This is a genomic window from Shewanella sp. AC34-MNA-CIBAN-0136 (assembly GCF_040309945.1).
Taxonomy (GTDB): Bacteria; Pseudomonadota; Gammaproteobacteria; order Enterobacterales; family Shewanellaceae; genus Shewanella.
The window spans coordinates 1-22,637 of sequence record NZ_JBEOPJ010000004.1 but is presented as its reverse complement, the minus strand read 5'-3'; the positions used below and the strand labels follow the sequence as shown (position 1 = coordinate 22,637).

The 22,637-nt window shown below is 41.6% G+C and carries 16 protein-coding genes and 4 tRNA genes; 19 read left to right on the top strand and 1 reads right to left on the bottom strand.

Annotated elements, in window-relative coordinates:
• The first annotated feature begins 51 nt into the window (after nucleotides 1-51).
• The 12 genes from relA to rpoS all read left to right on the top strand — a co-directional run bounded on the left by relA (nucleotide 52) and on the right by rpoS (nucleotide 12,771).
• A complete protein-coding gene (relA, locus tag AAEY94_RS04960; RefSeq protein WP_182743621.1) occupies nucleotides 52-2,259 on the top strand; it encodes a GTP diphosphokinase in 2,208 nt (735 codons plus the stop codon).
• A 60-nt stretch (nucleotides 2,260-2,319) separates the two neighbouring features.
• Nucleotides 2,320-3,171: a nucleoside triphosphate pyrophosphohydrolase gene (gene mazG, locus AAEY94_RS04955; RefSeq protein ID WP_350977962.1), complete on the top strand. Its 852-nt coding sequence runs from the start codon at nucleotides 2,320-2,322 to the stop codon at nucleotides 3,169-3,171.
• A gap of 114 nt (nucleotides 3,172-3,285) precedes the next feature.
• A complete protein-coding gene (gene pyrG, locus AAEY94_RS04950) occupies nucleotides 3,286-4,923 on the top strand; it encodes a CTP synthase (protein ID WP_101085637.1) in 1,638 nt (545 codons plus the stop codon).
• 274 nt (nucleotides 4,924-5,197) lie between these two features.
• On the top strand, nucleotides 5,198-6,499 hold the full coding sequence (gene eno, locus AAEY94_RS04945) for a phosphopyruvate hydratase (RefSeq protein WP_101085635.1): 1,302 nt from the start codon (nucleotides 5,198-5,200) through the stop codon (nucleotides 6,497-6,499).
• 100 nt (nucleotides 6,500-6,599) lie between these two features.
• Nucleotides 6,600-6,902 carry a cell division protein FtsB gene (gene ftsB, locus AAEY94_RS04940; RefSeq protein WP_101085633.1) on the top strand — a complete coding sequence of 101 codons (303 nt, stop codon included), beginning with the start codon at nucleotides 6,600-6,602 and terminating at the stop codon, nucleotides 6,900-6,902.
• Nucleotides 6,903-6,963: 61 nt separating this feature from the next.
• Complete coding sequence (gene ispD, locus AAEY94_RS04935) at nucleotides 6,964-7,662, top strand: 2-C-methyl-D-erythritol 4-phosphate cytidylyltransferase (protein WP_350977959.1); 699 nt, start codon at nucleotides 6,964-6,966, stop codon at nucleotides 7,660-7,662.
• A gap of 61 nt (nucleotides 7,663-7,723) precedes the next feature.
• Nucleotides 7,724-8,203 carry a 2-C-methyl-D-erythritol 2,4-cyclodiphosphate synthase gene (gene ispF / locus AAEY94_RS04930; protein WP_350977708.1) on the top strand — a complete coding sequence of 160 codons (480 nt, stop codon included), beginning with the start codon at nucleotides 7,724-7,726 and terminating at the stop codon, nucleotides 8,201-8,203.
• Between the two features lie 27 nt (nucleotides 8,204-8,230).
• The gene (truD, locus tag AAEY94_RS04925; RefSeq protein ID WP_350977705.1) at nucleotides 8,231-9,304 is read left to right on the top strand and encodes a tRNA pseudouridine(13) synthase TruD; all 1,074 of its coding nucleotides are present in this window, start codon (nucleotides 8,231-8,233) and stop codon (nucleotides 9,302-9,304) included.
• Between the two features lie 3 nt (nucleotides 9,305-9,307).
• On the top strand, nucleotides 9,308-10,057 hold the full coding sequence (gene surE / locus AAEY94_RS04920) for a 5'/3'-nucleotidase SurE (protein WP_162022554.1): 750 nt from the start codon (nucleotides 9,308-9,310) through the stop codon (nucleotides 10,055-10,057).
• Nucleotides 10,054-10,689 carry a protein-L-isoaspartate(D-aspartate) O-methyltransferase gene (locus AAEY94_RS04915; RefSeq protein WP_101086297.1) on the top strand — a complete coding sequence of 212 codons (636 nt, stop codon included), beginning with the start codon at nucleotides 10,054-10,056 and terminating at the stop codon, nucleotides 10,687-10,689. Before surE ends, AAEY94_RS04915 begins: the two co-directional genes overlap by 4 nt.
• Nucleotides 10,690-10,788: 99 nt before the next feature.
• A complete protein-coding gene (locus AAEY94_RS04910) occupies nucleotides 10,789-11,721 on the top strand; it encodes a peptidoglycan DD-metalloendopeptidase family protein (RefSeq protein ID WP_392343484.1) in 933 nt (310 codons plus the stop codon).
• A gap of 78 nt (nucleotides 11,722-11,799) precedes the next feature.
• The gene (rpoS, locus tag AAEY94_RS04905) at nucleotides 11,800-12,771 is read left to right on the top strand and encodes an RNA polymerase sigma factor RpoS (protein WP_350977697.1); all 972 of its coding nucleotides are present in this window, start codon (nucleotides 11,800-11,802) and stop codon (nucleotides 12,769-12,771) included.
• A 358-nt stretch (nucleotides 12,772-13,129) separates the two neighbouring features.
• Here rpoS and mutS read toward each other — a convergent pair whose 3' ends face one another.
• Nucleotides 13,130-15,727: a DNA mismatch repair protein MutS gene (gene mutS, locus AAEY94_RS04900; RefSeq protein ID WP_350977694.1), complete on the bottom strand. Its 2,598-nt coding sequence runs from the start codon at nucleotides 15,725-15,727 to the stop codon at nucleotides 13,130-13,132.
• 285 nt (nucleotides 15,728-16,012) lie between these two features.
• Here mutS and recA point away from each other — a divergent pair, with 285 nt between their 5' ends.
• The 7 genes from recA (at nucleotide 16,013) to AAEY94_RS04865 (ending at nucleotide 22,635) form a co-directional block, all read left to right on the top strand.
• Nucleotides 16,013-17,077 (top strand): recombinase RecA, encoded by a 1,065-nt coding sequence (gene recA / locus AAEY94_RS04895; protein ID WP_059746422.1) that lies wholly within the window; start codon nucleotides 16,013-16,015, stop codon nucleotides 17,075-17,077.
• 836 nt (nucleotides 17,078-17,913) lie between these two features.
• Complete coding sequence (alaS, locus tag AAEY94_RS04890) at nucleotides 17,914-20,538, top strand: alanine--tRNA ligase (protein ID WP_350977691.1); 2,625 nt, start codon at nucleotides 17,914-17,916, stop codon at nucleotides 20,536-20,538.
• Nucleotides 20,539-20,997: 459 nt separating this feature from the next.
• Nucleotides 20,998-21,195, top strand: a complete 198-nt coding sequence (gene csrA / locus AAEY94_RS04885) for a carbon storage regulator CsrA (RefSeq protein WP_011636538.1) — start codon at nucleotides 20,998-21,000, stop codon at nucleotides 21,193-21,195.
• A 1,042-nt stretch (nucleotides 21,196-22,237) separates the two neighbouring features.
• Nucleotides 22,238-22,329, top strand: a tRNA-Ser gene (locus AAEY94_RS04880).
• Nucleotides 22,330-22,351: 22 nt separating this feature from the next.
• Nucleotides 22,352-22,428: transfer RNA gene (locus tag AAEY94_RS04875), tRNA-Arg, on the top strand.
• 27 nt (nucleotides 22,429-22,455) lie between these two features.
• Nucleotides 22,456-22,532, top strand: a tRNA-Arg gene (locus tag AAEY94_RS04870).
• Nucleotides 22,533-22,561: 29 nt separating this feature from the next.
• Nucleotides 22,562-22,635 (top strand) — tRNA-Arg (locus AAEY94_RS04865).
• The last annotated feature ends 2 nt before the right edge of the window (nucleotides 22,636-22,637 follow it).

Below are 22,637 nucleotides of genomic sequence, written 5' to 3'. Positions count from 1 at the left end.
CCATGTGCATATGGTTGGATGTCAGTCGGTCATGCGGCTAAGGAAGGGTTCATGGTATCTGTTCGCGAAGCACATTTTAATACGCAAGTATTCCAATTAGATGAGTGGGTCGCTCGTTATCTCGACGACAAAGATGATGCTCAGAAGTTATTGGTATTGATCCAGCAAGTTGAGGCCTTACCGGTTAGAAACAAACTGGCCCATACTGAGCTGCTTGCGCGTGCTCGCGAAATGATCGAAATCTTAGCGCCGCTGAATATGGACATCGAAACGCTACAAGCCGCAGTATTATTTTTGCTATTCGATGCTGGCGTTCTCAATGACGAACAAATCCTAGAGCAATACGGTGAAAACCTTGCAAGGTTAGTTGCCAGCGTTGTGACCATGAATGCCATTGGCGCATTAAAAGTCAGTCAAAATTCGCGCGATGCCGAACCTCAAATAGATAACATCCGAAAAATGTTATTGGCCATGGTTGAAGATGTTCGTGCCGTAGTGATCAAATTAGCCGAACGTGTATGCTTACTGCGTGCGGTAAAAAACGCCGATGAAGAAACTCGGGTATTATTAGCACGAGAAATTGCTGATATTTATGCGCCATTAGCAAACCGCTTAGGCATTGGTCAATTAAAGTGGGAGCTTGAAGATATTTCTTTTCGCTACTTGCATCCAACTGTTTACAAAGACATTGCCAAACAGCTTGATGGTAAACGTGTCGACCGCGAAGTGTTTATCGACAAGTTTGTGACTCAGTTGCAGCAGCGTTTAGATAGCGATGATATTCGCGCCAAAGTGTACGGCCGCCCGAAGCACATTTACAGTATTTGGCGAAAAATGAAGGGCAAAGATCTCAAGTTTGATGAGCTTTTTGACGTCCGAGCTGTACGTATTGTCACCGAAAGATTACAAGATTGCTATGGCGCGTTAGGGGTTGTGCATGACCTTTGGCACCACATTCCGCGTGAGTTTGACGATTACGTTGCAAATCCAAAACCGAACGGCTATCAATCTATTCATACCGTAGTTGTTGGTCCTGAAGGCAAAACCGTAGAAATTCAAATTCGTACCGAGGCGATGCATCAAGATTCTGAACTTGGGGTTGCCGCGCACTGGAAATACAAAGAAGGTGCCAGCAATACCAAACAAACGGGTTACGAAGAAAAAATTAACTGGTTGCGTAAAATTTTACAGTGGCAAGAAGATGTCGCTGAAAGTGGTAATTTGGTTGACGAAGTCCGTAGCCAAGTATTTGAAGACCGAGTCTATGTATTTACCCCAAGTGGTGAAGTCGTTGACTTACCTTTAGGTTCTACCGTACTCGACTTTGCTTATTATATTCACTCTCAAGTGGGTCATAAGTGTATTGGTGCAAAAGTCGACGGCCGCATTGTGCCATTCACTTACCAAGTTGAAACGGGTGAGCGCATTGAAATTATCACGTCAAAAACACCCAATCCAAAACGTGACTGGCTCAATCTTAATTTAGGTTATATCAAGTCGTCACGTTCGCGTTCAAAAATTCAACATTGGTTTAAGCAACAAGACCGCGATAAAAATATTGCCGCGGGTAAAGAAATGCTTGAGTCTGAATTAGCCCGAGTGGGTCTTAAAGTTAAAGATGCGGCAGTGGCGGTAGAGCGCTTTAATTTAAACTCTATGGATGACATGCTGGCGGCTATCGGTGGCGGCGATTTACGCTTAAATCAAGTGGTTAATTTTACCGATACCAAAATTCGCAAAGTAGAAGACACTGACGAAAACTTACTTGAAGACATTATAAAGAAAGCGTCGCATAAGCCTAAAAAGTCGAGTAAAGGCCAAGTCGAAGTTAATGGTGTGGGTAATTTAATGAGCCACATTGCGCGTTGTTGCCAACCCGTTCCCGGCGATGAAATTTTTGGTTATATTACTATGGGACGGGGTATTTCTGTGCACCGTAGTGATTGCGAGCAAGTGAAAGAATTAATGCGTGCCCACCCAGAACGCAGTGTCGATGTGATTTGGGGTGAAAACTACTCTGGTGGTTATCGTATTCGCGTTAGAGTACTTGCCCATGATCGCAGTGGCTTATTACGAGATTTAACCACAGTGCTAGCGGCAGAGAAATCCAATGTGATGGCCATGAGTTCATCTTCTGATGTTAAAAGCCAAACGGCCACCGTAGAGCTTGAGCTTGAATTGTATAATTTAGATGGCTTATCACGGATTCTCGGTAAACTGTCGCTTGTTGATGGTGTGATTGAGTCACGCCGATTATAACGTAATTAACATCATGGACTTACCTTGAAGGCATCTACTTGTTAGGTGCCTTTTTATTAGATTTTATCTTTACAAAAGAGGACCGTTTCTGTGGCAGATATCCAATCGTTACTGACCATCATGCAGCAATTGCGCAACCCCGAGTCTGGTTGCCCTTGGGACCAAGCGCAAGATTTTGCCAGTATTGTGCCCTTTACCTTAGAAGAAGCTTACGAGGTTGTTGATACTATTGAACGACAAGCATGGGAAGAGTTACCTGATGAACTGGGCGACTTATTGTTTCAGATAGTGTTTTATTGCCAATTAGGGCAAGAGCAAGGTAAGTTCGATTTTTCGACGGTAGTGGCGCGAATTAGCGATAAGCTCATTCGCCGTCACCCACATGTATTTGCTCAGTCAGAAAACAACGTTGTTGGTGCCATCACCAATACTCACGATTTAAGCCAAGCGTGGGATGCGTTAAAAGCCAATGAACGTCAGCAAAAAAAATTGCACTCAGCGTTAGATGATATCCCTCAAGCATTACCCGCGTTATCTAGAGCACGAAAAATTCAACATCGAGTGGCTAAAGTTGGCTTTGATTGGGCCGAGCTTGAGCCTGTTGTTGCCAAAATACATGAAGAAATGGATGAAGTACTGGTAGAAGTTAATCTACGACATCAAGACCCTGAATTTTATCAACCGAGAATTGTTGATGAAATGGGCGATTTATTGTTTGCTGTAGTGAACCTTGCTCGTCATTTAAACGTTGATCCTGAACAAGCACTACGTCAAGCCAATCATAAATTTGAACGTAGATTTAGAGGGGTTGAGCAATGTGTAGACAATAGTGGAAAACCGATACAACAGCATAGCTTGGAAGAATTAGACCACTACTGGAATGTGGTAAAACAACACGAAAACATAAATTAAGCTAAAATTAGCGCGTTTAAGTTTGTCGAAACGAGGTGGCTTTGCTATAATATCGCCCCGTCCTAGTGCTTTCTTACAAGCACGTTTTTTCCAACACATTTTCTCAGGTTCAGCATGACTACAAGGTATATCTTCGTTACTGGTGGCGTTGTTTCATCACTAGGTAAAGGCATTGCAGCAGCTTCGCTCGCGGCAATTTTAGAGGCGCGTGGCCTCAATGTAACCATTATGAAACTTGACCCCTATATTAACGTCGATCCGGGTACCATGAGCCCAACTCAGCACGGTGAAGTTTTCGTGACTGAAGATGGTGCTGAAACCGATCTCGATTTAGGTCATTACGAACGTTTCATTCGTACTAAAATGAATCGTCGCAATAACTTTACTACTGGTCGTATTTACGAAGAAGTGATTAGTAAAGAACGTCGTGGTGATTATTTAGGCGCAACCATTCAGGTTATTCCACACATTACTAACGCGATTAAAGAAAAAGTGTTAGCTGGTGGTGAAGGCCATGATGTCGCGATTGTAGAAATCGGTGGCACGGTAGGTGACATTGAATCATTGCCGTTTCTTGAATCTATTCGTCAATTAGGTTCTGAATTAGGACGCGAACGTACACTATTTATGCATTTAACCTTAGTGCCGTTCTTAGGCGCTGCAGGCGAAATTAAAACCAAGCCGACGCAACACTCTGTTAAAGAGTTGCGTTCAATTGGTATTGCACCGGATGTACTGGTTTGTCGTGGCGACCGTGCAATTCCTGCCAATGAAAAAGCTAAAATTTCGTTATTCTGCAACGTAGAAGAACGTGCGGTTATTTCATTAAAAGACGTTGATAGCATCTACAAAATCCCAGCGTTATTACGCTCGCAAGGATTAGATGATTTAGTCATCAAACGTTTTAATTTAGCGTGTAACGAAGCTGATTTGTCTGAGTGGGAAAACGTTATTTATCAAGAAGCCAATCCAAATGGTGAAGTCACTATTGGTATGGTAGGTAAGTACATTGAACTCCCTGATGCATACAAGTCGGTGAATGAAGCATTAAAGCATGCAGGCTTAAAAAACCGTGTAACAGTGAACATTAAGTACATTGATTCACAAACAGTTGAAGCTAAAGGCGAAGAAGTATTGCAAGGCCTAGACGGTATTTTAGTACCAGGCGGCTTTGGCGAACGTGGCGTAGAAGGCAAGATTTTTGCTGCCAAATTTGCTCGTGAAAACAATCTTCCGTACTTTGGTATCTGTTTAGGTATGCAAGTAGCATTAATTGAATTTGCTCGCCATGTAGCAGGTTTAGAAGGTGCGCACTCAACTGAGTTTAATCCACAGACACCTTATCCGGTAGTGGGTTTAATTACTGAGTGGATTAATGAAGAAGGGGATGTCGAAACGCGTCATGAGTCTTCAGATTTAGGTGGCACTATGCGTTTAGGCGCTCAGCTATGTCATTTAAAAGAAGGCACAAAAGCGGCATTAGCCTATGATTCTGCAACCTGTGTTGAACGTCATCGTCACCGTTACGAAGTGAATAACAACTACATCGATCGCCTAGAAAAGGCCGGCTTAGTGTTTAGTGGTTTATCATCTGATCGTAAACTGATTGAGATGATTGAATTGCCTAATCACCCATGGTTCGTTGCGAGTCAATTCCACCCGGAATTCACCTCAACACCGCGCGACGGTCATGCATTATTTGAAGGGTTCATAGCCGCTTCTTATGCGTATCAAAAACGCGATATCGATTAATGAATCAGCCGCTAATGTATCCATTAGCGGCTTTTTTATTCAAGATACTTGCGTTAGATCATATAATCGCATTGATGGCGTGTAACTGCAGTGAAAACTAAGTTGATGCAAAGTCTAATTCGATTTATCCTAAGCACTAACCGATTTAAAATTACTAAACTGAAAGTTATATACCAATAAATCTGCTTTTTTAAGTCTGTTATGTATTTTTATTGGTATTAATTTTTTATTTCTTTTAATTTTTTAATTTACTTACACAAAGTACGAGGGAATTATGGCTAACATCATTAAAGTGATTGGTCGCGAGATTATGGATTCGCGCGGTAACCCAACTGTAGAAGCAGAAGTGCATTTAGAAGGCGGTTTTATTGGTATGGCTGCGGCACCATCTGGCGCATCAACCGGTAGTCGCGAAGCATTAGAACTGCGTGATGGCGACAAAGCACGTTACTTAGGTAAAGGGGTTCTTAAAGCGGTTGCTGCTGTTAATGGCCCAATTGCTGAAGCACTTAAAGGTAAAGATGCATTGGCTCAAGCTGAACTTGACCAAATCATGATTGACTTAGACGGTACCGAAAACAAAGCAAAATTTGGCGCTAACGCCATTCTTGCTGTTTCTCTAGCAGTTGCAAAAGCTGCCGCTGCTGCTAAACACGTCCCTTTATATGCTCATATTGCTGATCTAAACGGTACACCAGGTGTTTACTCTATGCCTCTTCCAATGATGAACATCATCAATGGTGGCGAGCACGCCGATAACAGCGTTGATATTCAAGAGTTTATGATCCAACCTGTTGGCGCTAAAACTTTCCGTGAAGGCCTACGTATGGGCGCGGAAGTATTCCACAGCCTTGCTAAAGTACTTAAAGCTGACGGTCACTCAACTGCGGTTGGTGATGAAGGTGGTTTTGCTCCAAACTTAGCATCTAACGAAGCTGCACTTGCTGCAATCAAAGTTGCTGTTGCCAACGCCGGTTACGAGCTAGGTAAAGACATCACGTTAGCGATGGATTGTGCTGCTTCTGAATTTTACGACAAAGAAGCCAACATCTACGATCTTAAAGGTGAAGGCAAGAAGTTTACTTCTGAAGAATTTAACTTCTTCTTACAAGGTCTTACTGAACGCTACCCAATCGTTTCTATCGAAGATGGTCTGGACGAGTCTGACTGGGATGGTTTTGCTCACCAAACTAAACTAATGGGCGATAAAATCCAATTAGTAGGTGATGATCTATTCGTAACAAACACTAAAATCCTTAAGCGTGGTATCGACAACGGCATCGCTAACTCTATTTTAATTAAATTCAACCAAATCGGTACCTTAACCGAAACATTGGCTGCAATTAAAATGGCTAAAGATGCAGGCTTTACTGTTGTTATCTCTCATCGTAGTGGCGAGACAGAAGATTCAACGATTGCTGATTTAGCTGTTGGTACAGCGGCTGGCCAAATCAAAACGGGTTCACTAAGTCGTAGTGACCGTGTTGCCAAATATAACCAATTGCTACGTATCGAAGAAGCTCTAGGTTCAAAAGCACCATACAACGGTCTTAAAGAAGTGAAAGGCCAAGGATAATATTTTTGCTTTAGCTTAAAAAGGCCACCACTCGGTGGCCTTTTTTGTTGTACTATAACGGACATATTTTCTAAGGATTACTTCGACATAAGTTAATATTATGAAGCAACTAATATTTTTACTGATTTGTTTATTGTCACTTTTACAGTACCGGCTTTGGTTGGGCGATAACAATTTGTCAGAATATGTCTTATTGCAAACCCAAATAGCAGGCCAAGAACAAAGTAATGGCAAGCTTGTCGCTCGAAATCAAATTCTTAAAGAAGAAATTATCGATTTGAAAAGTGGCACAGAAGCCATTGAAGAACGTGCCCGTAACGAATTAGGTATGGTGAAAGACGGCGAAACGTTTTATCGGGTCGTGGGTAGCGAACTACGTGAACGGAACCCATTTAATCGTTAACGCAGGTTGCACAGCAGGTTTAACCCTCAGTCATATTACTTTAAATATTGGTACTGCATATATGTCAAACAATCCTCGTTCCATTATTGCAATTGTGCCTGCTGCAGGTGTTGGCAGTCGCATGGGGGCTGACAAACCTAAGCAATATTTAATGCTTGGCCAACAAAGCATTCTCGGCCATACATTAAATACATTGTTAGCTCACCCTGATATCGCTCAGGTTATTGTTGCATTGCATCCACAAGATAATTATTTTAGCCAATTGCCACAATCTAAACATCCTAAGTTAACCCAAGTTGTTGGTGGTGGAGAGCGTGCTGATTCTGTTTTAGCTGCGTTAGACTATGCGCATAGTCATAATCCAGATGCGTGGGCTCTTGTTCATGACGCGGCAAGACCTTGTGTAACCCACCAAGATATTACCCAATTGATTGAGTCGGTAGCTATTCATCCTCAGGGTGCCATTCTTGCTGCACCCGTTCGCGACACCATGAAGCGCAGTAACGCCAGTGGTCATATTGTTCATACTGTCGACCGCTCGTTGCTATGGCATGCATTAACGCCGCAGTATTTCCCGGTCTCGATTTTACGAACCCACTTATCGGCAGCATTAGCGGCGCAGGTACCTATTACTGATGAAGCCAGTGCCATGGAATGGGCTGGTATTATGCCGGGATTGGTTAATGGCCGAATGGATAATATCAAAGTGACTCATCCAGATGATTTACAGTTGGCAACTCTGTTTCTGGCGCAACAATAATTAACTGAAATAACCACACTCGTTAATATTAGTTCAAAGCAAGTTAAGATAAGGTTTTTAAATGAATATTCGTATCGGTCATGGTTTTGATGTACATAAATTTGGCGGTGATAGCCCATTGATTTTAGGTGGTGTTACTGTTCCTTATGACTGTGGACTGATTGCCCATTCTGACGGTGATGTTGTACTGCATGCCATTAGTGATGCGATATTAGGGGCGATGGCGTTAGGTGATATAGGTAAACATTTCCCTGATACTGATGCTAATTTTGCCGGTGCCGATAGTCGAGTGCTATTAAGACACTGTTATCAACTTGCACTGCAAAAGCTGTTTGTTTTAGGTAATCTAGATGTCACCATTATTGCTCAAGCACCTAAGATGGCACCCCATATTGAAGCCATACGTCAGTGCTTAAGTGCTGACTTACAAACAGATATCGATAATATTAATGTTAAAGCGACGACTACCGAAAATCTCGGTTTTACTGGACGTAAAGAAGGCATTGCTGTTGAAGCTGTTGTGTTGATGAAGAGCCAATAACCTACAAAATATAGAGAGTTCTGTCACATGAAAGAATTACATTACCTATTTGGTAAACCAATAAGCCAAGCTGATTTACGTACCAATAACAGCGACTTTATTGTTAAAGAAATTTTGCCTTTTACCCCAACAGGGGAAGGCGAGCATCATATGCTTCATGTACGTAAAAATGGCATGAATACCGTATATATTGCTGAAATATTAGCTAAATTTGCTAAAGTGCATCCCAAAGAAGTGACCTATGCCGGTCAGAAAGACAAAAATGCTATTACTGAACAATGGTTCGGCATACGTATTCCTGGTAAAGAAACGCCAGAGTGGACAGAGCTAAATGACGATAAATTAACCATTCTGTCGAGCAGTCGTCACAGTAAAAAACTGCGCATCGGCGCCTTACTTGGAAATCGATTTGTACTGACATTGCGTAATATCAATGATACTGCTGATGTCGAATCTCGTTTACAGCAGATAGCCAAACTCGGTGTCCCCAATTATTTTGGTGAGCAACGCTTTGGTCATGATGGTAAAAACCTGATCTTAGGTCGACAAATGCTCAGTGGTGGTCGAAACATAAAAGATCGCCATAAGCGCAGCATGTATTTATCGGCCGTGCGTTCCAATATATTCAATCAGGTAGTGTCATTTCGTTTAGCTAATCATCAGGTCGATACCGTCGCTGGCGATTGCGTGATGTTAGCTGGCAGTAAAAGCTATTTTACCGCCGAAGTATGGGATGATGTTCTCAACAGCCGCTTAGCTGAAAAAGATATTCAACTTTCAGCTCCTCTTTGGGGACGGGGAACACCATTAGCACAAGGTGAGGCATTAGCTTTAGAGTTAACGCCATTAGCTGAATTATCGGCCGATTTACAGGGACTTGAAGAAGCGGGTTTATCGCAAGAGAGACGGCCATTACTACTTGAGCCTCAAGGAATGAAATGGCAGTTTGATGCTGATACGCTCACACTTGAATTTGTGTTACCTGCAGGGAGTTATGCCACCTCGGTGCTACGCGAGCTCGCTGATTACCAAGATGTCCAAGAGTCGCAACGAAAAGTCATGGTTGCTGAGCAACAAGCACAAACAAATGAAGAGTGTTAATTAATGATTAATATTTTAGTCAGTAATGATGATGGCGTAAGAGCCCCCGGTATCATTGCATTAACCCACGCATTGAGTGAGTTTGCGCAAGTATTAACTGTTGCACCGGATCGTAATTGCTCTGGTGCGAGCAATTCATTAACCTTGACTAATCCATTAAGAATTAATAACTTAGAAAATGGCTATGTTTCGGTTAATGGTACACCGACAGATTGTGTACATCTCGCGATTAGGCAATTGTGTCAAACCGAACCTGATATTGTCGTTTCTGGTATTAATGCCGGGGCGAATATGGGGGATGACACTTTATATTCAGGCACTGTTGCAGCCGCAATGGAGGGACGTTTTTTAGGTTTACCTGCCATTGCTGTGTCACTGGTTGGAAAATCATTAATCCATTACGATACAGCAGCTGTTTACGCAGCCAAAATTGTAAAAGGGTTGCTGCAACATCCTATTAGTCGTGATCAAATTTTGAATGTTAATGTTCCAGATTTACCTTTAGCACAAATTAAAGGGATTAAAGTTACCCGTTTAGGAGCGCGACATAAAGCCGAAGGTATGATAAAAACCCAAGATCCAGCGGGTAAAGATATATACTGGCTTGGTCCTGTTGGCAGTGAACAAGATTCCGGTGAAGGGACTGACTTTGGTGCTGTAGCTGCGGGATATGTATCTATAACGCCACTCACGGTAGACTTAACGGCATACAATCAACTTGATGGATTAGCCGATTGGATAATAAAAATATGACTCGTGTAGCTTCTACATCAGCAATGAATTTGGCCAAAAAACTGGCCGAGGCAGGGATTCGACATCCTGCGGTATTGCATGCTGTAGCAACAACACCACGTGAATTGTTCCTTGATGGTGCATTAGCTCATAAGGCGTATGAGAATACGGCATTACCTATCGGGCAGGGACAGACAATTTCGCAGCCTTATATTGTGGCTCGAATGACTGAACTACTGCTGCAACATAATCCCCAAAAAGTGTTAGAAATTGGCACTGGTTCAGGTTACCAAGCCGCTGTTTTAGCATCGTTAATTCCAGAGTTATTCACAATTGAGCGTATAAAAGCATTACAAATACAAGCTCGTCAAAGACTAAAACGTCTAGATTTACATAATGTCGCATTCAAATATGGTGATGGTTGGCAAGGGTGGTCAAACCGTGGACCATTTGATGGCATAATGGTGACCGCTGCTGCTGCGACAGTACCTCAAGCATTGCTTGAACAATTATCCGAACATGGAGTATTGATTATTCCGGTAGGAGAAGACACCCAGCAATTACTCAAAATTACCCGCATCGGACAGACATTCAAATCTGAGATAATAGAGGCCGTTAAATTTGTTCCTCTCATTAATGGAGATTTGGCTTAGTTAACACGATACAAATGATTTTTATCCATTATTGATATTTTCGTTTGGAGTAAGCTTATTTAGCTTAACAAGCACCTATTTCCCCGTTAAGGACTTTGTTTGATGAATACCGGTTGGCCCAACTTTGTGGTCTTAGCAATCATGCTCACTGGATGCAGCTTTCAAGCTGATCATCCCGCACCGGTAGACAGCTTATCGTCAAAAAATCATGGTCCTCGGTATCATAAAGGCTCATTAAAAACCGATAAATATAAAGTACAGAAAGGTGACACACTTTATTCGATAGCTTGGGGGGCTGGACGTAATTTTGTCGAAGTTGCCCGTTTGAATCGTTTATCGGCTCCTTATACTATTTATCCTGGGCAAACGCTTAATTTAGCCACTACAAATAATAGTCAATCGGCACCTGCTCGAGCATCCCAACCTTCTGTTAATTCAGTACAAACCCAAGCCGTTACTAAACCCTATATTTCGAGTTCGAATAGTTCTATATTAAAAACAATCAAACCTACGGTTGCGCCAAACCCAGTCCCAGCAGTCGTTTCAGTCAGAACGAAAAAAGATCTTGATCACAAAGTGAAGCCTGCGTATTCTGTAACAACTACCCAACAAACAATTAACCAAAGTGCGAGTGGTTCTGTCGCTAATTTGCCACAGCAAGTTCAGCAATGGCACTGGCCAGTTAGAGGCCGAATAGTTGGATATTTTTCGGCATCAGAACAAGGCAATCAAGGTATAAAGATTGCTGGTAATCGCGGCGATATTATTAAAGCCGCAGCAGATGGGAGAGTCGTGTATGCCGGTAATGCACTGCGCGGGTATGGCAACTTAGTTATTATCAAACACAATGATGATTTTTTAAGTGCTTATGCGCATGCCGACACGATATTGGTTAAAGAAAAGCAATATGTGAGTGCAGGACAAACAGTTGCAAAAATGGGCAGTACCGGGACACACCAAGTTATGCTTCACTTTGAAGTACGATTTCATGGTAAGTCTGTCAACCCATTACGATATCTACCTAAACAGTAATTGTTTAGCAACATAAATAACGGAGGATAAGCAAGTGAAGTAGATTAAATACCACAAATTAGGTTTGGGAGAGCAATTATGAGCCGCAAAAATAATACTGCTTCAGCAGAATATCTTGTCGATCTAGCTAAACAACCACCAGAAGTTGCAACCGGTAAACGCGATTTGGTGCAACAACTTGATATTGAAGAAAAAGTCCAAGATGACTTACAAAAAAACTTAGACGCTACTCAATTATATTTAGGTGAAATAGGTTTTTCTCCGCTACTGACAGCAGAGGAAGAAGTGTTTTTTTCACGTAAATCCCTCAAAGGCTGCGAAAAGTCTCGCAACCGCATGATAGAAAGTAACCTCCGTCTTGTTGTTAAAATTTCCAGAAGATATAACAATCGTGGTTTAGCGCTGCTCGATCTGATCGAAGAAGGCAATTTAGGCTTAATTCGAGCGGTTGAAAAGTTTGATCCTGAGCGTGGTTTCCGTTTTTCCACTTATGCAACGTGGTGGATCAGACAAACCATTGAACGGGCGATCATGAACCAGACTCGCACTATCCGTTTACCAATTCATATTGTAAAAGAATTAAATGTGTACTTGCGTACAGCAAGACAGCTTGTCCAAAAACTTGATCACGAACCGACCGCAGAAGAAATCGCCGAAAAGTTAGATGTGTCGACCGGTGATGTTAGCCGTATGCTGAAGTTAAACGAAAGAATTACTTCGGTAGACTCGCCTCTGAGTGGCGATAATGAGAAGGCATTATTAGATGTTATTGCTGATGATGATTCCGTTGGCCCTGATTATCGGGTACAAAATGAAGATTTATCTAATTCGATAGTAGGCTGGTTAAACGAATTAAATACTAAACAACGCGAAGTGTTAGCAAGACGTTTTGGTTTACTCGGATATGAACCTTCAACATTAGAGAATGTCGGTGCCGAAATTGGTTTAACACGTGAGCGTGTACGTCAAATTCAAGTCGAAGCGCTTAAACGCTTAAAAGACTTACTTGGGGCGCAAGGACTGTCGGTTGAAGCATTATTCAGAGATTAATGGACAGTGAACGTTTATTGTGAATATTAGGCGGTTGACTATCATCAACACACAAATGATATGTCATCATTAATGTGTCAATAAGGTCAATTAAGGTATTGCGATATTAGGGTTAAAACCTATATGAGCATTTTAATTTTGCTCATGCGCTTAGGTTTATCCTACCAATCGCCAACTTAATTTAAGCGTTGTGTAGTGGCAACTTGACGATATAACCTAGGTATTACTGATAGTATTTTCATACTGTTGGTTCATTTCATCGTATTTCAGGGGCGTTACTCGTTTGATGTCACACCTAATACGTCATTGAAATGGAAGCCTTTGCAGGCTTCCACAGTTCAATAATTCACTTGGCCAGTTAATTTCGGTGCTCGGTGTTCGTGTGACTTAATCGCTTTAACTCATATAAATAATCTAACGCTTGTTTAGGTGTCAACTCGTCTGGATTAATTTTGGCTAACTTTTCCAACACGGGTGAGGTCTCTGGTATCGGAGGTAATAAGTTCATACTTACTTGAGTTGGGTTCTGTTGAGATAATGTCATATCTCGGTTTTCAAGTTGATGAAGCTTATGTTTTGCCGCTTTAATGACTGATGCAGGCACACCCGCTAGGGCCGCAACTTGTAGGCCATAACTTTTACTTGCCGCACCTTCTTGTACCGAATGCATAAAGGCAATTGTGTCGTCGTGTTCTATTGCATCTAAGTGAACATTAATGACTGACGGTAACAGCTCGGGCAATTGGGTTAACTCAAAATAATGAGTAGCAAATAATGTCAGTGCACTGACGTTTTTGGCTAGATATTCAGCAGCAGACCAAGCGAGCGCTAAACCATCATAAGTCGAGGTGCCGCGACCTATTTCGTCCATCAACACTAAACTGTTTGCAGTAGCATTATGTAAAATATTAGCCGTTTCGGTCATTTCAACCATGAAGGTTGATCGGCCCGATGCCAAATCATCTGATGCACCAATACGGGTGAAAATCCGGTCGATTTCACCAATTTGAGCATGGTCTGCTGGAACGAAACAGCCGATATGTGCCATCAATGTAATCAATGCAACTTGACGCATATAGGTAGATTTACCGCCCATATTCGGGCCTGTGACAATAAGCATTTGGCGCTGTGGTGTTAACGCTACCGGATTAGCAATAAATGCTGCTTGGCTAACTCGTTCAACGACTGGATGGCGGCCCGCTTCAATATTAATACCAATATCGTGGGTCATTTGTGGGCATTGATAATTAAATAATTGTGCTCGTTCGGCAAAGTTACTTAATATATCTAACTCGGCAGCAGCCGTTGCAAACTGCTGTAATTCTTGTAATTTAGGTAACAATAAGTCAAAAAGTTGTTCCCACAGTTGTTTTTCAAGCGCGAGTGCTTTGCCTTGGCTTGAAAGTACTTTTTCTTCGTATTCTTTCAATTCTGGGGTGATATATCGTTCGGTGCCTTTGAGTGTTTGACGACGCTGATAGCTCAGTGGCACTCTATCTGACTGTAAACGGCTAACTTCAATATAGTAACCATGAACTCGGTTATAGCCGACTTTTAAGGTGTTAATCCCCGTTTGTTGTTTCTCACGAGCTTCAAGTTCGACTAAATAATCACTGGCGCCTTCACTCAACTTACGCCATTCATCTAACTCATTATTATAGCCAGTACGGATAACGCCACCATCACGAATTAACATGGGAGGGTTGTCTACAATAGCGCGTTCTAATAAATCATGTTGTTCAGGGAATTCACCCAGTAATTGCACTAACGTATTTAATCGAGGTTGTTGGCATGTTGCTAATGTTTGCTGGATTTCTGGCAGAAGCGTTAGTGCTTGCTTTAAACGTGAAAAGTCACGTGGTCTGGCACTGCGTAGTGCTAAACGAGCCATAATACGTTCGATATCACCTAAGCTTTTTAGTTGCTCATGTAAGGTTTGATATAAGTCTTGTTCAATGAGTTCACTGACTGCGCTATGGCGATATTGAATAGTTTGACGATTGCGTAATGGTTCATGGATCCAGCGTTGTAACATACGGCTACCCATAGGGGTTGCGGTATTATCTAATACCCATGAGAGGGTATTTTCTCGCCCGCCAGATAAATTTTGAGTTAACTCTAAATTACGTCGAGTTGCGGCATCTAAAATAATAGATTCAGATTGATTAAAGCGCACAATCGAGTTGATATGTGGTAACGCCATCTTTTGGGTATCTTTTACATACTGCATTAAACAACCTGCAGCTTGTAACGCCAATCGTGCATCAGTAATACCAAAACCGTGCAAATCTTTGGTGCCAAATTGATTGAGCAGTAAATTAATACACGTGTCGTAATCAAACTCCCACTCTGGGCGACGACGGATACCTTTCATGTTATTGATTAATAACATGTCAGCAAAATCTTCACTGTAAAGTAACTCTGCTGGATTAGTCCGCTGCAATTCGGCTTCTAAAGCTTCACGAGTGGGTAATTCTGCAACAACAAAACGACCAGACGAAATGTCTAAAGTCGCGTAACCAAAACCGCTTTTACCCTGATACAGTGCTGCCAATAAATTGTCTTGTTTTTCTTGCAGTAGAGCTTCGTCAGTTAAGGTGCCAGGGGTAACAATGCGCACCACTTGGCGCTCAACAGGGCCTTTTGATGTGGCTGGATCACCAATTTGCTCACAAATGGCTACAGACTGACCAATGTTAACTAATTTTGCTAAATAGCCTTCGACAGCGTGATATGGAATGCCTGCCATGGGAATCGGGTCACCGCCGCTTTTTCCACGAGCCGTCAGTGAAATACCCAGCATTTCAGAAGCGCGTTTAGCATCATCGTAAAACAGCTCATAAAAATCACCCATTCGATAAAACAATAACATATCAGGATGGGCCGCTTTTAAGCCCAAATACTGGCGCATCATCGGGGTGTGTTTTTCTAAATCGCTGGTATCAATCACTGTCATTATGAACACTTCACTATTAATCAATCGTAGGACGTAAATCTTATGGGGCTAATCTTAACAATATTTGCCCCCAGCGTATAAATAGATTCAAACAAAAAATTTTATGAGGATAAAATATTGATGTAAATGATCAATTCTCAAAGGTTTAAAAAAAAATCAGCTCAGCACTTGATACTGTATGACTATACAGTATACTGATGAACATATTGAAATGATTCACGTCACTTCACCTAAGTCGAAATAGCATTTTACTAAACGTATTGAATGCCTTAAGAGGGTTTTATAATGAAGGTTGATCCAAATAAAGAGAAAGCACTAGCCGCCGTTTTAAGCCAAATTGAAAAGCAATTTGGTAAAGGCTCAATTATGAAGTTGGGCGAAGATCGCACAATGGATGTTGAAACTATCTCTACCGGTTCGCTTTCATTGGATATCGCACTCGGTGCGGGCGGTTTGCCAATGGGACGTATCGTTGAAATTTACGGTCCAGAATCATCAGGTAAAACGACGTTAACTCTTGAAGTGATTGCCGCAGCGCAACGCGAAGGTAAAACTTGTGCGTTTATTGATGCTGAACATGCTCTTGACCCAATTTATGCGAAAAAGTTAGGCGTAGATATTGATAACTTACTTTGTTCACAGCCAGATACTGGCGAACAAGCGTTAGAAATTTGTGATGCGTTAACTCGTTCTGGTGCTGTAGACGTTATTGTGGTCGATTCTGTTGCAGCGTTAACGCCAAAAGCTGAAATTGAAGGTGAAATTGGTGATTCACATATGGGCCTTGCCGCTCGTATGATGAGCCAAGCTATGCGTAAGCTGGCTGGTAATCTTAAGCAATCAAATACTTTGCTTATTTTTATTAACCAAATTCGTATGAAAATTGGTGTGATGTTTGGTAGCCCAGAAACAACTACCGGTGGTAATGCACTAAAGTTCTACGCTTCAGTACGTTTAGATATTCGTCGTACCGGTGCCATTAAAGACGGCGATGAAGTTGTCGGTAATGAAACCCGCGTTAAAGTGGTTAAAAACAAAATTGCGGCTCCATTTAAGCAAGCTGAATTCCAAATCCTTTATGGACAAGGTATTAACCGTACTGGTGAATTAGTCGATCTAGGTGTTGCGCACAAGTTAGTTGATAAAGCGGGTGCTTGGTATAGCTACAAAGGCGAGAAAATTGGTCAAGGCCGTGCTAATGCAGGTAAATTCTTGACTGAAAACCCCGTCATTGCCAGTGAAATTAATACCACTTTACGTGCGATGTTATTGAATGGTGGTGCTAATGCATCAGATTCTAAAACAGAAAGTGATGAGAATATTGACCTTGAAACGGGTGAAGTATTCTAAGCTAGTCAGTCAGTTACATCTATCGCGGTAGCGCATCTTGCGCGCCGCGAATATTCCTCGCTAAAAGCCCCTGTTGTTATACCCTAAAAACGATAACCCTAAAAACGATAACGCTAAAATTATAACGCTAAAAACTGCAACGTTAAAAACTGCAACGTTAAAAACTGCAACGTTAAAAACGTTGATATGTGAAAAATCTCTAGTACTCGATTATTGTCAATCTCAGGGTTATTGAGTCATATCCGCTACTCTGCGTTACTTTGAATAATCCCACATAGCTTTAATGCCCATACTTTTAATGATTTAGTTCTGAATTATTTAGCATTTAAAATCACACTGTTTGCCAAACAATCTATTAGTTCTGCAGTTACCTTCTTCAATTGGTTTAAAAGCTAATTTGTTACTATAACCACGCTCTTTTTATCGTGATAGCGGAGGTTTATCTGGTTAAATTAGACGGCATTTAGCTCACTTCAAATGTGGATAACAGACCGAACACTCGACAACAAAGGTTTGTTATTAATCTGCAATCTCAAGCTGACCATTTGCTTACTCACAAGGCAGTCTTGCCGCCAGCAACGAGCCAATTGCCTTTTAATTTAACGTCGTTAGTTGGGTAACGGGCTGTTCGGGAGGTGTTTATTAGCTCGAGTTGAGCTTAGTTAATCTTAGTCGGTGAGATCGCTTATCAATAACTATTATTATCGGTTTATGCTCAGAGGATAATCGAGCCACTCATCTCGCATGTTGACGTAAATTCAGTATATAATGCTTACATTTACAGGCTTGCATGCCAAGCTCGTTACTTTCGTATTTTCTATATTCAGGGCCATTTCATGTTTCAGACTACAGCAGAGTTAAGAAGCGCTTTTTTAAAGTACTTTGAAGATAACGGACATCAGGTTGTTGATAGCAGCTCGCTTGTTCCCACAAATGACCCAACACTGTTATTCACCAATGCGGGTATGAACCAGTTTAAAGATGTGTTTCTCGGCATGGATAAACGCAATTACACCCGAGCGACAACTTCACAACGTTGTGTGCGCGCAGGTGGCAAACATAACGATTTAGATAACGTGGGTTATACCGCTCGTCACCATACTTTTTTTGAAATGTTAGGCAACTTTAGTTTCGGCGATTATTTCAAAGAAGATGCAATTCGTTTTGCATGGACCTTCCTAACCGAAACACTCAAACTGCCAAAAGAACGCTTATGTGTCACTATTTATGAAACCGATGATGAAGCATATGATCTTTGGACTCAAAAAATAGGCGTGCCAGCGGAAAATATGATCCGCATAGGTGATAACAAAGGCGGGGCTTTTGCGTCAGATAACTTCTGGCAGATGGGTGACACTGGTCCTTGTGGTCCTTGTAGTGAAATTTTCTACGATCATGGTGATCATATTTGGGGTGGCCGTCCTGGCACGCCTGAAGAAGACGGTGACCGCTTTATTGAAATTTGGAACATTGTATTTATGCAATACAACCGTCAGGCTGACGGTGAAATGTTGCCATTGCCAAAACCTTCTGTTGATACTGGTATGGGTATTGAGCGTATTGCTGCGATTATGCAAGGCGTGCATTCAAACTACGAAATCGATATTTTTAAACAACTTATTGCCAAAACAGCTGAAATTATCGGTGTAACTGATTTAGAAAATAAATCTCTGCGCGTTATTGCTGACCATATTCGTTCATGTGCATTTTTAATTGCTGATGGTGTTATGCCATCAAATGAAGGGCGTGGTTATGTGTTGCGCCGTATTATTCGTCGTGCAGTCCGTCATGGTAACAAGCTGGGTGCTAATGACGCATTCTTCTACAAACTTGTGCCAACACTTATTAGCGTAATGGGCGATGCCGCCATTGGCTTAAAACAAACTCAAGCTATTGTTGAAAAAGCCTTAAAAGCGGAAGAAGAGCAGTTTGCTCGCACTCTTGAGCGCGGTTTAGTTATTTTAGACGGCGCGTTGAATAGCTTGCAAGGTGATACTTTAGATGGTGACACCTTATTTAAACTGTATGACACCTATGGTTTTCCTGTCGATTTAACTGCAGATGTTTGCCGTGAACGTGATATTAACGTTGATGAGGCAGGTTTTGAGGTAGCAATGGCTGAGCAAAGAAGCCGTGCACAAGCGGCGGGTAACTTTGGCGCTGATTATAATAGCCAATTAATTATCGATGCAGAAACCGCATTCAGTGGTTATACCGAGTTAACTGGTCAGCCTAATGTGATTGCTTTATATGTTGACGGTAAAGCGGTTGATACCGTGATAGCGGGTCAAGATGCCGTCGTCGTACTAGACAATACTCCATTTTATGCAGAATCTGGTGGACAGGTTGGTGATAAAGGTCTGCTGACCGCTGATGGCGTAGTATTTACCGTTGCAGACACTCAAAAATTTGGTCCAGCTTCGGGGCACCAAGGCCAATTAGCTCAAGGTCAATTAGTTATAGGCCAGCAGTTAACCGCGCAGGTGGATAAAAAGTTACGTCATCGTACGCAATTAAATCATTCTGTTACCCACTTATTGCATGCTGCATTACGTCAGGTGTTAGGCTCACATGTGTCCCAAAAAGGTTCACTTGTTAATCCTGAGCGTTTACGCTTTGACTTCGCTCATTTTGAAGCGGTTAAGCCATCGGAATTGAAAGCTGTAGAAGATTTAGTTAATACCCAAATTCGTCGAAACCACGAACTTTGTACCACTGAAATGGGCATTGATGAAGCCAGAGAAAAAGGTGCAATGGCATTGTTTGGTGAGAAATACGATGACCAAGTACGTGTTGTCACTATGGGTGATTTCTCTATCGAACTGTGTGGTGGTACTCATGTTGGCCGCACTGGTGATATTGGTTTATTTAAAATTACTTCTGAGAACGGTATTGCCGCAGGTGTGCGTCGTATTGAAGCTGTTACGGGTATTGCTGCAATGGCTTATATTGCCGAACAGCAATCCATGTTGGATGAAGCCGCACAACTGTTGAAATCCGATAGTGCTTCAGTAGTGGCTAAGTTAAAAGCTCAGCTAGATAAAGTGAAGCAATTAGAAAAAGATTTATCTCAATTAAAAGATAAGTTAGCCGCCGCTGCCAGTGCCGATATGGCCGGTGATGCGGTTGAGATCAATGGTGTTAAACTTTTAGTTAAGCAGCTTGATGGTATTGACCCAGGTTCACTCCGTGGTTTACAAGATGAGCTGAAGCAAAAGTTAAAATCTGCGATTATTGTGCTCGGTACTGCTAAAGACGGAAAAGTTAATTTAATTGTTGGGGTCAGCAACGATTTAACCAAGAAGGTTAAAGCGGGTGAGTTAGTCGCAATGGTTGCACAGCATGTTGGCGGTAAAGGCGGTGGACGTCCTGATATGGCACAAGCTGGCGGTACTCAACCTGAGAATTTAGCCGCAGCGTTAGCCCTTGTAGAGCCCTGGGTAAACGAACGTTTAAGTTAATGAAATCTGTAGATTAGCGTTTTTTATGGCAATTGAGTTATAAAGTCTAAGATATGTGACTTTATAACTTGAGTGCTATGAGTAGATTTGGCATAGTGAACTAACTTGCTAACAGTAAAAGCGTTTAAAAAGATTGTTAGCGTTGGACAATGCTTATTATTGTACTTATGTGTAGTACTCTAATGTAATATTGCTTTTCAATTCCTATCGTTTTTGTTGTTGGTTTGCCGTATTGGATTGTTTAGCTACTGAGTCTTATACCGTTAATGTTAATAATTTACGGTAATCTCGTTTTAAAAGACGACTAATCGTCAAGTTTTATGATTTCCTAAGAGAATTTGCTTTATAAACTGATGTATTCAGAAATTGATACTATGATTTTATGTAAAGCAGACCTTATAATGAGCGCATATTACGGACAAAGCGTGTTATGCAGATTGAACTTAAAGGAGCTTTCGAATGCTAATTTTGACTCGTCGAGTAGGCGAAACATTAATGATCGGTGATGAAGTCACCGTTACTGTACTAGGTGTTAAAGGTAATCAGGTACGAATTGGTGTAAATGCACCTAAAGAAGTATCTGTTCACCGTGAAGAGATCTACCAACGTATTCAGTCTGAGAAGTCAGGTACCCCTTCTGAAGGTGGTAATTACTAACTTCGACAGATGATGTCGATATCATTAAAGCCAGCATTTGCTGGCTTTTTTGTTTTTGTATTGTAGTGGCATTACCGCTTTAGTTTAATCAGCCCTTATTCGTTAACCTCTGCTCGGAATTTTCACTGTCATCAAACGGTCCTTTGTTTATGCGATTGCTTCAATTAAAAGACCCGCTAGTTACGTGTCATTTCGCTGGGTTAACCCAAATGCAGAGCTAAATTTAGAACCAAATTCAAATAATAACGAGTCAATTTAAATATGAGTGACCAGTAAACATTCTACGTTTATCAATTTACCCATCTGTTATTCTGCGTTGAGGTTACATTAGCTCTAGCGTAGAGTACCTCACAGCTCCAATTTAAGGTTATTGGTGTAAGCAGGACAATTTCCCCTTAAGTTGATACAAGACTGAAGTGGAATGAATGAGGCTCTCACAAAGCACTTTTTAACACACTGATTCAGTTTGTTAAACGCATCCATAAATGAGTCGTCATTTATTTACATCCGACTAACGTATTTATTTTACTCGTGTTGAATTATCACTGGATGCTATTTGTAGCTAAAAATTGGTATCAAACCATTTTTTTTAACGAGTCATTATTTAAATGTGCTTAATTCATCTTGATTATAGCGTTGTAATGGGAATCGTTGATCAATACAAATCCCATCGTAATCTCGTGCAAGCTATAGCAAATTAATCTTCCTAAATGGCATTCTGCGGCTATTGTCGATATTGGTTAATATGATGTTGAATTGTAATAGTGAGTATAAATCACCCAATGACTAGGCTAGGTTGTTTAAATCAACGATGTGTTTAATTATATCTTTGGTTAAAAACCTTAAAACGCTTGTCGGACGAACAGAGGTTTAATGAGATTATGTCTGTAAATTAAAAAGAATATTCATCAAAAAACGACTGTTTTCATCAAGATTTGAGTCTATTATCTCCAATGTGCTTAAAAACACTCCAAATGAAGTTAGGTTTCCTAAAAAGGGTTTGACTTATTTTCATCAAACAGTAATATGTGCGCCAAGAAACGGAGAGGTGGCCGAGTGGCCGAAGGCGCTCCCCTGCTAAGGGAGTATGGGCTTTAAATCCCATCGAGGGTTCGAATCCCTCCTTCTCCGCCATTTCTTACAATAGATATACGATGCGGATGTAGCTCAGCTGGATAGAGTACCTGGCTACGAACCAGGCGGTCGGAGGTTCGACTCCTCCCATCCGCACCATTATCTATTAAAGTGTTAAACATGAATGCGCGTGTAGCTCAGCTGGATAGAGTACCTGGCTACGAACCAGGCGGTCGGAGGTTCGACTCCTCCCACGCGCACCATTTCATGTTTCACTAAAAACCCAATTTATGCGCGTGTAGCTCAGCTGGATAGAGTACCTGGCTACGAACCAGGCGGTCGGAGGTTCGACTCCTCCCACGCGCACC

Excerpts from the sequence above, each read along its gene's own strand:
- surE (WP_162022554.1), top strand. The coding sequence starts at position 9,308 with ATGATTAATATTTTAGTCAGTAATGATGATGGCGTAAGAGCCCCCGGT.
- relA (WP_182743621.1), top strand. The coding sequence starts at position 52 with ATGGTATCTGTTCGCGAAGCACATTTTAATACGCAAGTATTCCAATTA.
- mutS (WP_350977694.1), bottom strand. The coding sequence starts at position 15,727 with ATGACAGTGATTGATACCAGCGATTTAGAAAAACACACCCCGATGATG.
- ispD (WP_350977959.1), top strand. The coding sequence starts at position 6,964 with ATGTCAAACAATCCTCGTTCCATTATTGCAATTGTGCCTGCTGCAGGT.
- recA (WP_059746422.1), top strand. The coding sequence starts at position 16,013 with ATGAAGGTTGATCCAAATAAAGAGAAAGCACTAGCCGCCGTTTTAAGC.
- alaS (WP_350977691.1), top strand. The coding sequence starts at position 17,914 with ATGTTTCAGACTACAGCAGAGTTAAGAAGCGCTTTTTTAAAGTACTTT.
- pyrG (WP_101085637.1), top strand. The coding sequence starts at position 3,286 with ATGACTACAAGGTATATCTTCGTTACTGGTGGCGTTGTTTCATCACTA.
- ispF (WP_350977708.1), top strand. The coding sequence starts at position 7,724 with ATGAATATTCGTATCGGTCATGGTTTTGATGTACATAAATTTGGCGGT.
- truD (WP_350977705.1), top strand. The coding sequence starts at position 8,231 with ATGAAAGAATTACATTACCTATTTGGTAAACCAATAAGCCAAGCTGAT.
- ftsB (WP_101085633.1), top strand. The coding sequence starts at position 6,600 with ATGAAGCAACTAATATTTTTACTGATTTGTTTATTGTCACTTTTACAG.
- eno (WP_101085635.1), top strand. The coding sequence starts at position 5,198 with ATGGCTAACATCATTAAAGTGATTGGTCGCGAGATTATGGATTCGCGC.
- rpoS (WP_350977697.1), top strand. The coding sequence starts at position 11,800 with ATGAGCCGCAAAAATAATACTGCTTCAGCAGAATATCTTGTCGATCTA.
- csrA (WP_011636538.1), top strand. The coding sequence starts at position 20,998 with ATGCTAATTTTGACTCGTCGAGTAGGCGAAACATTAATGATCGGTGAT.
- AAEY94_RS04915 (WP_101086297.1), top strand. The coding sequence starts at position 10,054 with ATGACTCGTGTAGCTTCTACATCAGCAATGAATTTGGCCAAAAAACTG.